Below are 13,165 nucleotides of genomic sequence, written 5' to 3' on the forward strand. Positions count from 1 at the left end.
GGGGCGACTTTCACCTGTGCGGGCCGTGCGGTGCGGCCCACTGCGGATCCTGCGGTGCGCGGGCGTGGACCACCCTGTCCTGCTGGTTCTCGAAGAGCGAGTCGGGCTGTGGTGCGGTGCTTTCCGTCGAGGCGGACGAGCGGTTCCAGTCGCCGTCGCCGAGCACCAGGAGCGGGTCGAACATGACCACCACTCCGGCCAGCAGCAGAAAGATCACCGGTCCCAGGAGCATGGGCAGCAGCAGCGAGGTGGGCGAATCGCCCGCCCACGAGCCGCCGGTCCTGCCGTGCACATGCACACTGACCGCGGACATGCCCGTGTAGTGCATCCCCGTGACGGCGACGCCCATGATCAGGCTGGCCCCGAGGCTCGTCATGAAACCCCGGATCGTGACGGCCGCCCACAGTGCCGCGGTCGCCGCGACGATCGCGATGACCACGGAGAGCGCGACGGCGGTGGCGTCGTACCGGATCGTCCCGTTGAGGTGCAGCGCCGCCATGCCGAGGTAGTGCATGGCCGCCACGCCGAGTCCGGTGATCACACCCGCGAAGGACAGGTTCAGGGTGCTGGCGCCCCGATAGCCGACGATGAACACGCCGATGCCCACGACGACGATGGCCACGACGAGACTGAGGACCGTGAGGCCGGCGTTGTAGCGGATCCGGGTCTCCACGACCTGGAAACCGATCATCGCGATGAAGTGCATCGTCCAGATGCCGCAGCCGATCGAGGCGGCACCGAGCGCCAGCCAGCCGGCCTTCCACGACTGATTGCTGAGCAGGGTGCGCACGATGCAGCGCAGCCCCAGAGCCCCTCCCAGGCACGCCATTAAGTAGGCGGCCACCGGGGTCACCGCACCATAGCGGAACCCGTCAACCGTGCCTTCCATAAGCCAACTCCCCCCAGAGTTCTTGGCTGGTTGTCGTCGAAGGGTTACGGCAGGCGATCCGGTAAAGCAAGGCATTACCGCTGGTAAGCGGAGAGCTCTCGAATAGCGTGGTTGAACTTAAGTCACAATGAGGCGTGTTTCAGCCAAGCGGCCTCCGAGGGGCTGCCCCTGTGCCAGAGTTGAGCGAATGTCAGGTCCTCGGTCGGGGGCTGGGACGCGCCTGCGGTCGGAAAAGCAGTTGCCGCTCCTGGGTCACTCGTGAACGATCCCGTCCCGTGACAACACGATCTCTCTCTGCCGCCCGCCCCCTCGCCCTGATCACCGGCGTGGGCCGCACCGCCGGTATCGGCGCCGGTATCGCGCAGCGGCTGGCGGGCTCGGGTTGGGACATCGCCTTCACCTACTGGAACCCGTACGACGCCCGCATGAGCTGGGGCACCGAGCCCGGCGCGACCGAGGCGATCGAGGCGAGCCTGTCCGAACGGGGCGCGGCCACCGCCGCCATCGAGGCGGACCTCGCCGACCCCGACACACCGGTCCGGGTCTTCGACGAGGTGCAGCGGCGGATGGGCCCCGTCACCGCGCTGGTGATGAGCCACTGCGAATCGGTCGACTCGGGCCTGCTCGACACCACCGTCGAGAGCTTCGACCGGCACTTCGCCGTCAACACGCGCGCGACCTGGCTGCTCATCCGGGAGTTCGGCCGCCGCTTCACCGCGGAGAAGGGCACCGGCCGGATCGTCAGCCTCACCAGCGACCACACCGTCGGCAATCTGCCCTACGGGGCGAGCAAGGGCGCCATGGACCGCATCACGCTGGCCGCCGCCCACGAACTCGCCCATCTCGGCGTGACCGCCAACGCCGTCAACCCCGGCCCCGTCGACACCGGTTGGATGACCGAAGAGGTCCGCGCGCACTGCGTCGGCGCCACTCCGCTCGGCCGCCTCGGGACCCCGCAGGACACCGCTCATCTGGTGGACTTCCTGTGCTCACGGGAGGGGCAGTGGATCAACGGGCAGCTGCTGAAGAGCAACGGGGGCCTCGAGTAAGCCTGTTCTGCCGCATCCCACCGCCCCCGGCCCCTGTCCCACCCGGCCCCGGTGCCGGTCCGGTCACGCGAAGAACTCGCCCAGCAGCGGCAGCAGCAGAGAGGTCCGCCGCATGAGGGACATGTGGGTGGTGGCCGGCAGGACGGCCAACTGCGCGTCGGGGATCAGCCGTTGCATCTCCGCCGCGTGCTCCACCCGTACGAAGTCGCCGTCACCGACGAGCAGCAGCGTGGGCGCCCGCAGTCCCCGCAGGTCGTCGGCGGTCCAGGGCAGCGGGGCGTGCGCCCCCGCCGAGACCTTGGCGAGGAAGTCCTGGAAGTGTTCGGGGTCGGGTGCGACGGCCGCGTATGTGTCGGCCATCTCCTGGAAGTCGGCCTGGCTGGGCAGCCGGGGCGAGCTGTAGTCCGGGACGCGGACCTCCTCGTGGACACCGTCCTGGGTGTACATGGTGGCGGCGAGCGCGAGCCGTCCGATCCGCTCCGGGTGCCTGACGGCGATCTCCAGCGCGGTCAGCCCACCCAGGCTGAACCCGAGGAAGTCGGCCTGCTGGACACCGAGTTCGTCGAGCAGCGCCACCACGTCCGACGCCAGATCCGGCACCGTCAGGTCACGGTCGGTGTCGGCGGTGTGGCCATGCCCCTGCAGCTCGGGAGCCACGACTCGCCGGTCGGCGGCCAGGGCGGGCAGTACGGCGGAGAAGGCCAGGCCGACCGTCTGGGCGCCGCCGTGCAGCAGCACCAGCGGACGGCTCCCCTCAGGGGCGTCGCCGTGGGTCTCGTAGTACATCTCCAGGCCGTTGACCTTGGCGTGGGCGGAACTGCTCGGCACGGTCATCACATCCGTTCTGCGGGATCCGTACAGGAGAGAGACCTTGCGCGGACACGGAAGTCATCGCTGCGGGTGTCACCCGTCAGCTGAGCCGTACTCGTCGGGAAGCCGCATCGCCGGGCCGCCGACCTGGAGCCCGAGGGGGGTCGCGCGGCCCTTCGGCTCCTCCCATGCCTCCTGACGGCCGAGGGCGGTGAGGTCGAGGTGGGGATAGCCGTTGTGGAACTCCTCGATGCCCCGGCCGAAGGTGGAGTAGGTGTGGAAGACCTCGTCGCCGACCCGCAGGAAGGCGCTGATCCCCGGCCAGTCGCCGCGCATGCTCGGCGACCAGGGCGTGCCGGCGTCGGCGAGCTCGGCCTCGGAGCGGTGGAAGACCTGCACCGGTGCGACCCGCTCGTCGACCGTCGCGTGGAAGTCGTAGTTGAAGTCGCCGCCCGCCGAGGAGTACCAGGGGAACGACCAGCCCATCCGCTCCCGGTACGCGGCGAGTTTCGCGTACGGCGCCCTCGTCACCGCGGCCAGCGCGGTGTTGCGGACATGGAGTTGCCGCGGGTTGCCGATCTGGTCGGCCGCGGAGGAACAGCTGGGGCAGCCGGTGTCGCGGGGGTGCTCGGTGCCGTCGGCGTCGAGATCGAAGGTCCACATGAAGTGATGGACGACCAACTGGGCCCGTCCCTCGAAGAGTTCGAGCAGGCTCACCTCGCCGTGCGGACCTTCGAAGACGTACGTCTTCTCGACGCGGACCATCGGCAGCCGCCGCCGGGCGGCGTTGACCCGGTCGCGCGCCCGGGTGACCTCCTTCTCCTCGGCCAGCAGCTCCTTGCGGGCGCGGAGCCACTCCTCGCGCGAGACCACCTCGGGCAGATGCGCCATCGCCGTCATCTCGATCCTCCCCACCGCTCCTGCCGCCTGCCGGGCAGGGGGACACGGGCCACCTCTCCAGCTTGCGCCCGACGTAGACCCGTGGCGAACGTTCCTGCTCAGAGCGCCACGACCCGCCCGCTGCGGCCCTGGAGCCGGACCGAGGCCAGGGCGGCGCAGACCACGGCCACGCCGAGGAGCGTGCCGCAGGCCACCGCCGCGGTGCGGGTGTCACCCGCGAGAGCGGCGCGCAGGCCGTGGGCGGCCCAATAACCGGGGGAGACCGGAGCCACCTCTGCCACCCACGCCGGCAGGACGCCGAGCGGGACGAGTGCGCCGCCGACGCTGCTGAGGAGCATGCCGCCGATGTCGTAGGCCGCCGAGAGCTCGCCCATGGTGCGCACCAGCACGCCGAGCAGTGCCCCGAGCGCGAGCAGCGTGCAGCTCCAGCTGAGCAGGACTCCCAGCAGCAGGAACGGATGCGGGACCCGCAGCCCGAACACGCACACCCCGAAGCCGACGATCAGGAGCTGCTGGGCGAGCAGGGCGGTGAGGACCGGGACGGCCTTGCCGAGGAGCAGCTCCGCCGGACGCAGCGGCGTCCCGCGCAGCCGGTCCCAGGTGCGGCCGAGCCGCTCGGTGAGGATCGCGTTGCCGGAGATGCTGAGCGCGAGCAGCGAGAAGGTGACCAGCGTGCCGACGACAGCTTGTTCCCTACCGGCCGTGCTGCCCTGCGCGGACAGGTAGAGCGGACGCAGCAGGGTCATGAAGACCAGCGGCAGGACCATCCGGCTCAGCAGCGGCCCGGGTTCGCGCAGCATCAGCAGCGCGTTGTGGCGTACGAGGACGCCGAGGCGGGTGGCGGACTCACGCGGCGGCGTCATGGGCCTGCGTCCCCTCGAGCGCTGCGGTTTCCAGGGAGTGGTAGAGGTCGTCCAGTCCGGCGCGGTGTACGTCGACGGAGGCGGGCGTACGGCCGGAGGCGAGCAGGGCGGCCAGGTCGGCGCCGGGATCCGTGGTCGGCATCCGCAGCTCGGGTTCCGCCGGGTCGGCGAAGGTGACCCTGAGCTCGCCGGGCAGGTGGCGGGTGAGCTCCTCCTGGGTGCCGCGTGCGATGATCCGGCCCGCCCGCGCGAGCGCCAATGTGGCGTCCAGGTCGACGAGTTCGGGGAGGTAGTGGGTCGTGTAGACCACGGCGACACCCGTCTCGGCGCGGGCCCTGACGGCGTCCAGCAGCGCCGAGCGGGTCTCCGGATCGGCCCCGGCGGTCGGCTCGTCCAGCAGCAGAAGGGGCGGAGAGCCGACCATCGCGGTGGCCGCCTGGACTCTGCGGCGCTGCCCGCCCGACAGCACGCCCACCTGCCGGTCCGCGAGCGCCGACAGCTCAAGCTCCTCCAGGACCCGCGCGATCCCCGCCTCGCGGTGCCGCCCGCGCAGCCCCGCGAGGCCGGCGAACAGTCGCAGGTTCTCCCGCACCGTGACGCCGCCGTACAGGGCCGGCTCCTGGGGAGCCATCCCGATGAGCCGTCGCGCGGCCCGCCCTTCGGTCAACGCGTCGTACGGCCCGATGCGGATCCGGCCCGCGTCGGGCCGCAGGAGACCGGCGACGATCTCCACGAAGGTGGTCTTGCCTGCTCCGTTGTGGCCGATCAGGCCGACGATCTCGCCGGGCTCGACCGTCAGATCGAAGCCGTCGAGCGCGCGATGACGGCCATGACACTTCACCAACCCGCCCGCTGTGAGCATCCTTCCCCCTCTTGTCTACGGCGTATACGTCTACACTGTAGACCCATGGGTGGCAGGCGGGAAGAGATCCTGGACGCGGCACTGGACCTCGCCGACGAGCGCGGTCTGGAGGCGCTGTCGATGCGTGCCCTGGCCGACCGCGTCGGTGTCACGCCGATGGCGTTGTACCGGCACGTCAAGGACAAGGCGGCACTGCTGGACGGCATGGTCGGACGCCTGCTGTCCGCGCTGTTGCCGTCGGACACGGCGGCGGAACAGGCCTGGGACGAACGGCTGAACGCCCTCGCGCACGCCTGCCGGAAGGTGACCCAGCGTCATCCCTGGGCCGCGCACCTGCTCTTCTCACGCCCCGCCGTCACACCGGACGCCGTGCGCGCGGTGGACATCATCTACCTGGCCCTGATCGAGGCCGGGGTCCCGGACCCGGAGGTGCCCCGACTGGAGCGGCTGATCAGCACCTTCGTGATCGGCTTCGCCACCTCGGAAGCCTCGGGCCGCTTCGCCCCCGGAGTCCTCGACCCACGAAGCCGCCGCGGCCAACTCCCGGACAGCGAACTCCCCGGCCACACCAGGCTCGGGCCGTGGCTGGACCTTCCCGTCGACCTCACCGCGGAGTTCGAGGCCGATCTGTCGGACATCCGGCGACTGGTGGTGGGGGCTGCGCGGGGGAGGGGTGAGGTGGGTACGGCCGGTGGCAGGACCACCACCGGGGCCGTCGACCACTCCGCCCCTCCCCGCTGAGCGGTCAACTTCCTGCTGTTCGCCGGAGTTCGGCGAGAGTCAGTACGTGGCCGCCGATGCCCCAGCCGCCGTCGGTGACCTCCTCGACGAGGACGAGAGTGGTGGCGCGGGCGCGTTCGCCGTAGATGTCCACGTAGAGCTCGGTGGTGCGGGTGATGATCTGTTCCTTCTGCTCCTCGGTGAGGGTGCCGGCGGGGACCTTGAAGTTCGCGAACGGCATGCGCTGCTCCATCTGTGTCTTCGGGGTGTGTCTGCGGTGGCGAATATGCGGACCGAAGCCGTCGGGGCCGGCCCGCCGCTGCGCACCACCCTCGCCCGCTGCCGCACGCACAGCCAGGTCTGCGTCCACCCTGGGGTCGGCATCCCCTGGCTCCGCCTCCGCTCCCCGCGTGATGATGGGCGGATGAACCTTGCCGAGCTCGCCGCGTTTTTGAGGTCCCGGCGCGACCGCGTGCGGCCCTCCGACGTAGGACTGCCCACCGGACCCCGGCGCCGGGTCCCCGGCCTGCGGCGTGAGGAGGTCGCGCAGCTGGCCGGCCTGTCGGCGGACTACTACACCGAACTCGAGCGCGGAGGCGACGTGCAGCCCTCCGCGCAGGTGCTGGCCGCGCTCGCACGGGCGCTGCGACTCGGCGGCGACGAACGCGACCACCTCTTCCTCCTCGCCGACCGGCCCGTCCCCACCGCGGCCCGCGGCTCGAACACCCATGCCCAGACGGCCCTGCTCGGCCTGCTCGACCGGCTCACCACGACGCCCGCGCAGATCATCACCGACCTGCACGAGACCCTCGTCCAGAACGAACTCGCCGCCGCGCTGGTCGGCCGCGCTCCCACGCGCCGGGGAGCGGCCGGAAGCTTCGTCCACCGCTGGTTCACCGACCCCGGCTCCCGCGCCGTCTATCCCACCGAGGACCACCCGCAGCACTCCCGGGCCTTCGTCGCCGACCTCCGGGCCGTCGCCGCCCGGCGCGGCCGCGACACGGAAGTCGCCGGGATGGTGTCCGATCTGCGGCGGCGCAGCGAGGAGTTCGCCACCCTGTGGGACATCCATGACGTCGCCCTGCGGCGGGCCGACCACAAACGGATCGTCCACCCCACGCTGGGAGTCGTCGAAGTCGACTGCCACACCCTGTTCAGCGAGGACGGACGCCAGCGCCTGCTGTGGTTCAGCGCCCCGCCCGGCACCGAGGGTGCCGCCCAGCTGGAACTGCTCTCCGTCATCGGCACTCAGGACATGTCCGCCGACGACGAGACCACATTGCGGTAGGCGGGCGCCCTGACGAGGAGAGCGGCCGTATCCTCGCCGCCCTCAGACGCAAGAGCGACTTCTCGGCGGCGCCGGGTTCAAGCTCGGCCGTTCCTCCGGCACCGAGTCTTCGCATGCCGGTTCGGAGCCGCCGTTGGAGCAGAGACGTACCGCCGCCGGGCCACGGCACTCAGCCGCCGCGACGCACCTGGGCCGCCCTCCGGGCCTCGGCGAGCTTGCGGGCCTCACCGGCCTTGCGGGACTTGCCGCCGGTGCCGCGGGAGGCGTCCTTGCTGGTGCCAAGACCGCGGAAGGGGGCGTTGGTGTTCTTGGGCCGCGGCACGGCGGATCCCCGGTCGAGCGGGGTGCCCGACGGGGCCTTGGCCCCGGTGATCCGGCTCAGCTCCGCCTCGCCCGAGCGCACCTTGGTGACGGTCGGCTCGATGCCGGCCTCGGCCATCACCCGGCTCGTCTCGCGGCGCTGGCCCGACAGCACCAGGGTGACGACCTTTCCGGACTCACCCGCCCGGGCGGTACGCCCCGCGCGGTGCAGATAGTCCTTGGGGTCGGTGGGCGGATCGACGTTGACGACGAGGTCGAGGTCGTCGATGTGCAGGCCCCGGGCCGCGACATTGGTGGCGACCAGGACGGTGACCTGGCCGTCCTTGAACTGCGCGAGGGTACGGGTGCGCTGCGGCTGGGACTTGCCGCTGTGCAGGGCCGCGGCGTGCACTCCGCCGGCCCGCAGATGCCGGGTGAGCTGGTCGACGGCGTGCTTGGTGTCGAGGAACAACAGCACGCGGCCGTCACGGGCGGCGATCTCCGTGGTGACGGCGTACCGGTCGGGGCCGTGGACGACCAGGACATGGTGATCGCTCGTCGAGACGGCGCCTGCGGACGGGTCGACCGAGTGCACCACGGGCTCGTTGAGATAGCGGCTGACCAACTGGTCGACGTCACGGTCCAGGGTGGCCGAGAAGAGCATCCGCTGGCCCTCGGGACGCACCTGGTCGAGCACCTCGGTGACCTGCGGCAGGAAGCCCATGTCGCACATCTGGTCGGCCTCGTCGAGGACGGTGATCCGCACCCGATCCAGGCGGCAGGCCTTGCGCCCGATGAGGTCGTGCAGCCGTCCGGGGGTGGCGACGACGACTTCGGCCCCCTCCCGCAGCGCGGCGGTCTGCCGGCCGATCGACATGCCGCCGACGACCGCGGCCATCCGCAGCCGGAGTGCGTCGGCGTACGGCGCGAGCGCCTCGGTGACCTGCTGGGCCAGCTCCCGGGTGGGCACCAGGATCAGCGCGAGGGGCTGCTTCGCCTCCGCGCGCTGCCCGGCCGTCCGCACCAGCAGCGGCAGGCCGAAGGCGAGCGTCTTGCCCGATCCGGTGCGCCCGCGCCCCAGGACGTCACGTCCCGTGAGGGCGTCGGGCAGGGTGGCCGCCTGGATCGGGAAGGGCTCGCGCACGCCGAGTTCGGTGAGGGTGCGCAGCACCTGCGGGGGCAGTGCCATCTCGGAGAAGGACGCGGTGCCGTGGTCGTCGGGGTGGTTCATGCAGAGCCTTCCGCAGAGGAGACGTACCGAGGAAGGCCCGGCAGGAAGTCATGAGCGCGCAAACGTTAGACGGTAACACAAAGTGATGGTTGGGGTAGTGTGTCGTGGTTCTATCGAACACGCGTTTTAATCCTGCGGACGGTGGAAGGAACCACCGCATGGCGCCCACCACCCTCCCCGGACAACTCGTCCGCACTTGCCGCTTCACCCGAGGTGTCCCCGAGCGGTTCACCGTCTCGTCCGACGGCGGAACCGTCCTGTTCCTTCGTGGGCGCACGGGCGACGATCCGGCGGCCTGTCTCTGGTCGCTGGACGTCGGCTCGGGGAAGGAGAGGCTGCTGGCCGACCCCGTCCGGCTGCTCGCGAACGGGCGCTCGCCGCGAACCGCCGGCATCGAGGCGTACGGCACCGACGCGGCGACCGGTGTCGTCGCCTTCGCCCTGGCCGGCGGGCTCTGGAAGCTGGACGTGGGCAAGGGGGAGCCTCGCCGACTGCCCGTGGTCGGCCCGGTCGCGGACCCCCGGCCCGATCCGACCGGCTGTCACCTCGCCTATGTGTCGCACGGCGCCCTGCGCGTGGTGGAGGCGAACGGCTCCGGTGATCGCCCGGTGGCCGAACCGGACACTCCTCGCGTGGAGTTCGGAACCGCCGTGCACACGGGCGCCACATCCCTCGACGGCACCCGCGGGCACTGGTGGTCCCCCCACGGCGGCCAACTGCTGTTCGCCCGAACCGACTTCACGCTTGTCCGGCCCTGGCCGACAGCCGAGCCGGCCGGACCGCCGGTGACCCGCACCGCCCTGGCCGGAACCCCCAACCCGGACGTCACCCTGTGGCTCGCCGCGCTCGACGGCCCACCGGTACCGGTGAGGTGGAACCGCACGGCCTTCGAGTACGTCGTGGGCGCCGGCTGGGACGCACACGGACCCTGGGCCGTCGTACAGTCCCGAGACCAGCACGCCGTCCGGTTCCTCGCTATCGATCCGGACGACGGGCGGACGACCGTCCTGGACGAGCAGCGCGACCCGTGCTGGGTGCAGCTCGTGCCCGGGCTGCCCGCGCGTACGGGCTCCGGAGCTCTCCTCGCCCACCGGGACCTGCGGGGCACGAGACACCTCACGCTGGACGGAACTCCCGTGACACCCACGGGACTTCAGCTGCGAGCCGTGCTCGGCACCGACGGCGACGAGATCCTGTTCACGGCCTCCGGCGACCCCATGGAGACCCACCTGTGGAGCTACGGTCCCAACTTCGGTCTCCGACAGCTGAGTTCCGGGCCCGGCGTCCACTCCGGCACCTCCCGCGGCGGCACCCTGGTCCGGGTCACCCGTGACGCCGAGCGGCCCGGCGGGCGGGCCGAGGTGCTCCGCGCGGGCGCACCGGCGGTCGCTGTCCTGTCGTACGCCGAACGCCCGGTTCTCGACCTCCACGCACAGCGTCTCGCCCTCGGGCCACGAGGGTTGGCCGCCCGGCTCCACTTCCCCTCCTGGTACCGGCGGGGCAGTGGCCCGCTGCCGGTGCTCGTCGACTCGTACGGCGGGGCGGCCCTCCAGCGCGTCACCGCGGAGCTGGACTGGCGGGTCCTGCTGTCGCAGTGGTTCGCCGAGCAGGGATTCGCGGTACTCACGACCGACGGCCGCGGCACACCGGGGCGGGGACCCGACTGGGAGCGCGAGGTGCACGGCGACCTGTTCGGGCCCGTCCTCGACGACCAGGTCACCGCCCTGCACGAGGCCGCGCGCCGGCATCCCGACCTCGATCTCGGCCGGGTCGCCGTCCGTGGCTGGTCCTTCGGCGGGGCACTCGCCGCCCTGGCAGTGCTGCGCCGCCCCGACGTCTTCCACGCTGCCGTGGCCGGTGCGGGCGTCGCCGACCAGCGGCTCTACAACGCCCATTGGCGCGAGCGGTTCCTCGGCCACCCCGACGCGTTCCCGCAGCGGTACGACGCCTGCAACCTGCTCCTCGACGCGCCCCGCCTGACACGTCCGCTGCTGCTGATCCACGGCCTGACCGACACCAATGTCCCGGCGGTCAACACACTGCGCCTCTCCGAGGCGTTACGGGCCGCGAGAGTCCCGCACGAACTCCTGCTCCTGCCGGGCAGCGGCCACCAGCCGATCGGCTCGGCGCTCACGGGGCAGCTGCTGGACCGCCAAGTGCGCTTCCTGCGGCGCCACTTGGGCATCGGACCGACGCACGAGCAGACCGGCCACCCCGTGCGGCGTCCGTCCTAGAACGTGCGCTTGAGCAGGTCGAGCAGCGCCGCCCAGTGCCGCTCGTCGCCCTCGCGGTGGTACGAGGCGGTGTCGGCCTGGGTGAAACCGTGCGGGGCGCCGTCGTAGACCTCGCACCGGTGGCGGACTCCGGCCCGGGTCAGCGCGGCGGCGAGGCGCTCGATCTGCTCGGGAGGCAGCGAGGGGTCCTCGTCCGCGTGGCCGAAGTACAGTTCGGCGGTGATGCGTTCGGCCACCAGGTGCGGGCTGTCCGGAGCTTCGGTCGCCAGACGCCCGCCGTGGAAGCCGGCCGCCGCGGCCACCCGGTCCGGGTAGGTACCGGCGGTGAGCAGGGACAGTCGTGCGCCCATGCAGTAGCCGGTGAGGGCGACCGGGCCGTCGGCGACCTCGGGGCGGTCGGCCAGCCAGCGCAGATACGCCCCGGCGTCCCGCATCGCGAGCTCGGGCGTGAGCGCCTGCACCACCGGCATGATCTTCTTGAAGAGCTCGGGCCGCGCGCCCGGGTCGATGAACTCGGGCAGTTCGAAGACCGGCGCGCGCCCGCGACGGTAGAACAGGTTCGGCACGAGAACCGTGTAGCCGGCCCCGGCGAGCCGGTCGGCCATCGACTTCAGTTGAGGGCGCAGCCCGAAGGCGTCCTGGAAGAGCAGGACGGCCGGCCTGGGCACGCCGTCGCCCGTGTGGGCCAGATAGGCGTCGGCGATGCCGTCCTCGGTGGGGATATCGACGGCGGTTCCCTGGAGGGAGGTCATGGGGGAGCCTCTCTGTGCATGCGACGGTGAGCAGGTCGCCGGCCCGACGGAACCGGGCCGGGCACATGGTTGCACGCACCACTCAACCGGCCGTCGCGGCCCCCTCCCCCTTGAGGGCCGCTTTACTCGAACCGGCTGGTGTCCCCCGCACCATGCCGCACGATCTCGGCCTCGCCGCCGGAGAAGTCGATCACCGTCGTCGGTTCGGTGCCGCAGTCCCCGGAGTCGACGACCGCGTCCAGCACATGGTCGAGACGGTCCTTGATCTCCCAGCCCTGCGTCATCGGCTCCTCCTCGTCGGGCAGGAGCAGGGTGCTCGACAGCAGCGGCTCTCCGAGCTCGGTGAGCAGCGCCTGGGTGACGACGTGGTCCGGGATGCGCACGCCGACCGTCTTCTTCTTCGGGTGCTGGAGCATACGCGGCACCTCCTTCGTCGCCGGGAGGATGAAGGTGTAGCTGCCGGGTGTGGACGCCTTGATCGCACGGAACACGTCCTTGTCGACCCGTACGAACTGGCCGAGCTGCGCGAAGTCCTGGCAGACCAGGGTGAAGTGGTGCCGGTCGTCCAGATGCCGGATGGTCCGGATCCGGTCGATGCCGTCACGGCTGCCCAGCCGGCACCCGAGCGCGTAGCAGGAGTCCGTCGGATACGCGATCAGCGCGTCCGAGCGGATGCTCTCGGCGATCTGGGAGATGGTGCGGGGTTGCGGGTTGTCGGGGTGCACGTCGAAGTACTTCGCCATCCGTCGAGCTTATGCCGTCGCCGGACGGCCGCGACGCAGGCACATGAGTGCCGTCGCCGGCCGCCCCATGTGCGCCCGGACGACCGAAGGTCCATGACCGTGCGGCACGCGCCGACGACCCGGTGAGGTCGTGACCGCCTTGCGCACCGGGACCGTTCGGCGACACGGCCGTGTCTCCCGCTCCCGGCGAAGCCGCTCGTGCCGGCCACCCGCGCTCCCGCCATGGACCGTACCGCCGTACGACGGCACGCGCCCGCCGGCGCCTCCGCCCCTGCCCTGACGCTGCGCCCGTGGCGGTCCGCGGACGCCCCGGAACCGGCCGTCCTTCACCGGGACGAGGCTCTGGGCCGCTGGATCGGGTCCGTCGTGGACGACGAGGCGGGCGCAGCAGCGGGGGCGGGAGGGGGACCGGTGCGCCTTCGCCGTCGTCGAGGCACGACGAGGGCGATACACGGTCAGCCGGCGAGGTTGGGTGCCGGGCTCGCGCGAGGCAAGGGCGTGGCCCCGCGCGCCGTGGACTGACC

General features: G+C 71.6%; 14 protein-coding genes. 5 read left to right on the forward strand and 9 right to left on the reverse strand.

Annotated elements, in window-relative coordinates; all coding sequences use genetic code 11:
* Positions 1–10: 10 nt before the first annotated feature.
* The gene (locus AQJ46_RS37130; protein ID WP_059209753.1) at positions 11–889 is read right to left on the reverse strand and encodes an MHYT domain-containing protein; all 879 of its coding nucleotides are present in this window, start codon (positions 887–889) and stop codon (positions 11–13) included.
* A gap of 275 nt (positions 890–1,164) precedes the next feature.
* Here AQJ46_RS37130 and AQJ46_RS37135 point away from each other — a divergent pair, with 275 nt between their 5' ends.
* On the forward strand, positions 1,165–1,938 hold the full coding sequence (locus tag AQJ46_RS37135) for an SDR family oxidoreductase (protein WP_059209754.1): 774 nt from the start codon (positions 1,165–1,167) through the stop codon (positions 1,936–1,938).
* Positions 1,939–2,001: 63 nt separating this feature from the next.
* Here the strand turns inward: AQJ46_RS37135 and AQJ46_RS37140 are convergent, their stop codons facing one another.
* From AQJ46_RS37140 to AQJ46_RS37155, 4 genes are all read right to left on the reverse strand, one after another.
* Positions 2,002–2,772, reverse strand: coding sequence for an alpha/beta fold hydrolase (locus AQJ46_RS37140; protein ID WP_059209755.1), 771 nt, complete (start codon positions 2,770–2,772; stop codon positions 2,002–2,004).
* 69 nt (positions 2,773–2,841) lie between these two features.
* On the reverse strand, positions 2,842–3,663 hold the full coding sequence (locus AQJ46_RS37145; RefSeq protein WP_318656731.1) for a DUF899 domain-containing protein: 822 nt from the start codon (positions 3,661–3,663) through the stop codon (positions 2,842–2,844).
* Positions 3,664–3,746: 83 nt separating this feature from the next.
* On the reverse strand, positions 3,747–4,511 hold the full coding sequence (locus AQJ46_RS37150; protein WP_059209757.1) for an ABC transporter permease: 765 nt from the start codon (positions 4,509–4,511) through the stop codon (positions 3,747–3,749).
* Positions 4,495–5,373 (reverse strand): ABC transporter ATP-binding protein, encoded by an 879-nt coding sequence (locus tag AQJ46_RS37155; RefSeq protein ID WP_059209758.1) that lies wholly within the window; start codon positions 5,371–5,373, stop codon positions 4,495–4,497. Before AQJ46_RS37155 ends, AQJ46_RS37150 begins: the two co-directional genes overlap by 17 nt.
* Positions 5,374–5,418: 45 nt before the next feature.
* On the opposite strand from AQJ46_RS37155, the gene AQJ46_RS37160 reads away from it, so the two are divergent.
* Positions 5,419–6,114 (forward strand): TetR/AcrR family transcriptional regulator, encoded by a 696-nt coding sequence (locus AQJ46_RS37160; RefSeq protein WP_079072576.1) that lies wholly within the window; start codon positions 5,419–5,421, stop codon positions 6,112–6,114.
* A 4-nt stretch (positions 6,115–6,118) separates the two neighbouring features.
* On the opposite strand, the gene AQJ46_RS37165 is transcribed toward AQJ46_RS37160, so the two are convergent.
* The gene (locus tag AQJ46_RS37165) at positions 6,119–6,334 is read right to left on the reverse strand and encodes a 4-oxalocrotonate tautomerase family protein (protein ID WP_057612582.1); all 216 of its coding nucleotides are present in this window, start codon (positions 6,332–6,334) and stop codon (positions 6,119–6,121) included.
* Positions 6,335–6,517: 183 nt separating this feature from the next.
* Between AQJ46_RS37165 and AQJ46_RS37170 the strand changes: the two genes are divergently transcribed.
* On the forward strand, positions 6,518–7,381 hold the full coding sequence (locus tag AQJ46_RS37170) for a helix-turn-helix transcriptional regulator (protein ID WP_059209759.1): 864 nt from the start codon (positions 6,518–6,520) through the stop codon (positions 7,379–7,381).
* Positions 7,382–7,550: 169 nt separating this feature from the next.
* Here AQJ46_RS37170 and AQJ46_RS37175 read toward each other — a convergent pair whose 3' ends face one another.
* Positions 7,551–8,912, reverse strand: a complete 1,362-nt coding sequence (locus AQJ46_RS37175) for a DEAD/DEAH box helicase (protein ID WP_059209760.1) — start codon at positions 8,910–8,912, stop codon at positions 7,551–7,553.
* 158 nt (positions 8,913–9,070) lie between these two features.
* Between AQJ46_RS37175 and AQJ46_RS37180 the strand changes: the two genes are divergently transcribed.
* Positions 9,071–11,146 (forward strand): S9 family peptidase, encoded by a 2,076-nt coding sequence (locus AQJ46_RS37180; RefSeq protein ID WP_059209761.1) that lies wholly within the window; start codon positions 9,071–9,073, stop codon positions 11,144–11,146.
* Here the strand turns inward: AQJ46_RS37180 and AQJ46_RS37185 are convergent.
* The gene (locus AQJ46_RS37185; RefSeq protein ID WP_059209762.1) at positions 11,143–11,898 is read right to left on the reverse strand and encodes a dienelactone hydrolase family protein; all 756 of its coding nucleotides are present in this window, start codon (positions 11,896–11,898) and stop codon (positions 11,143–11,145) included. The two genes, AQJ46_RS37180 and AQJ46_RS37185, sit on opposite strands and share 4 nt — an antisense overlap.
* Before the next feature lie 122 nt (positions 11,899–12,020).
* The gene (locus AQJ46_RS37190; protein ID WP_037712834.1) at positions 12,021–12,641 is read right to left on the reverse strand and encodes an L-threonylcarbamoyladenylate synthase; all 621 of its coding nucleotides are present in this window, start codon (positions 12,639–12,641) and stop codon (positions 12,021–12,023) included.
* Between the two features lie 222 nt (positions 12,642–12,863).
* Between AQJ46_RS37190 and AQJ46_RS55645 the strand changes: the two genes are divergently transcribed.
* On the forward strand, positions 12,864–13,163 hold the full coding sequence (locus AQJ46_RS55645) for a hypothetical protein (protein WP_159064099.1): 300 nt from the start codon (positions 12,864–12,866) through the stop codon (positions 13,161–13,163).
* The last annotated feature ends 2 nt before the right edge of the window (positions 13,164–13,165 follow it).

It is taken from the genome of Streptomyces canus (genome assembly GCF_001514145.1).
Classification (GTDB): Bacteria; Actinomycetota; Actinomycetes; order Streptomycetales; family Streptomycetaceae; genus Streptomyces; species Streptomyces canus.

What these genes read in the sequence shown, in the direction of transcription:
- AQJ46_RS55645 (WP_159064099.1), top strand. Translation starts at nt 12,864, where the DNA reads ATGGACCGTACCGCCGTACGACGGCACGCGCCCGCCGGCGCCTCCGCC.
- AQJ46_RS37140 (WP_059209755.1), bottom strand. Translation starts at nt 2,772, where the DNA reads ATGACCGTGCCGAGCAGTTCCGCCCACGCCAAGGTCAACGGCCTGGAG.
- AQJ46_RS37190 (WP_037712834.1), bottom strand. Translation starts at nt 12,641, where the DNA reads ATGGCGAAGTACTTCGACGTGCACCCCGACAACCCGCAACCCCGCACC.
- AQJ46_RS37170 (WP_059209759.1), top strand. Translation starts at nt 6,518, where the DNA reads ATGAACCTTGCCGAGCTCGCCGCGTTTTTGAGGTCCCGGCGCGACCGC.
- AQJ46_RS37150 (WP_059209757.1), bottom strand. Translation starts at nt 4,511, where the DNA reads ATGACGCCGCCGCGTGAGTCCGCCACCCGCCTCGGCGTCCTCGTACGC.
- AQJ46_RS37185 (WP_059209762.1), bottom strand. Translation starts at nt 11,898, where the DNA reads ATGACCTCCCTCCAGGGAACCGCCGTCGATATCCCCACCGAGGACGGC.
- AQJ46_RS37130 (WP_059209753.1), bottom strand. Translation starts at nt 889, where the DNA reads ATGGAAGGCACGGTTGACGGGTTCCGCTATGGTGCGGTGACCCCGGTG.
- AQJ46_RS37180 (WP_059209761.1), top strand. Translation starts at nt 9,071, where the DNA reads ATGGCGCCCACCACCCTCCCCGGACAACTCGTCCGCACTTGCCGCTTC.
- AQJ46_RS37160 (WP_079072576.1), top strand. Translation starts at nt 5,419, where the DNA reads ATGGGTGGCAGGCGGGAAGAGATCCTGGACGCGGCACTGGACCTCGCC.
- AQJ46_RS37155 (WP_059209758.1), bottom strand. Translation starts at nt 5,373, where the DNA reads ATGCTCACAGCGGGCGGGTTGGTGAAGTGTCATGGCCGTCATCGCGCG.
- AQJ46_RS37175 (WP_059209760.1), bottom strand. Translation starts at nt 8,912, where the DNA reads ATGAACCACCCCGACGACCACGGCACCGCGTCCTTCTCCGAGATGGCA.
- AQJ46_RS37165 (WP_057612582.1), bottom strand. Translation starts at nt 6,334, where the DNA reads ATGCCGTTCGCGAACTTCAAGGTCCCCGCCGGCACCCTCACCGAGGAG.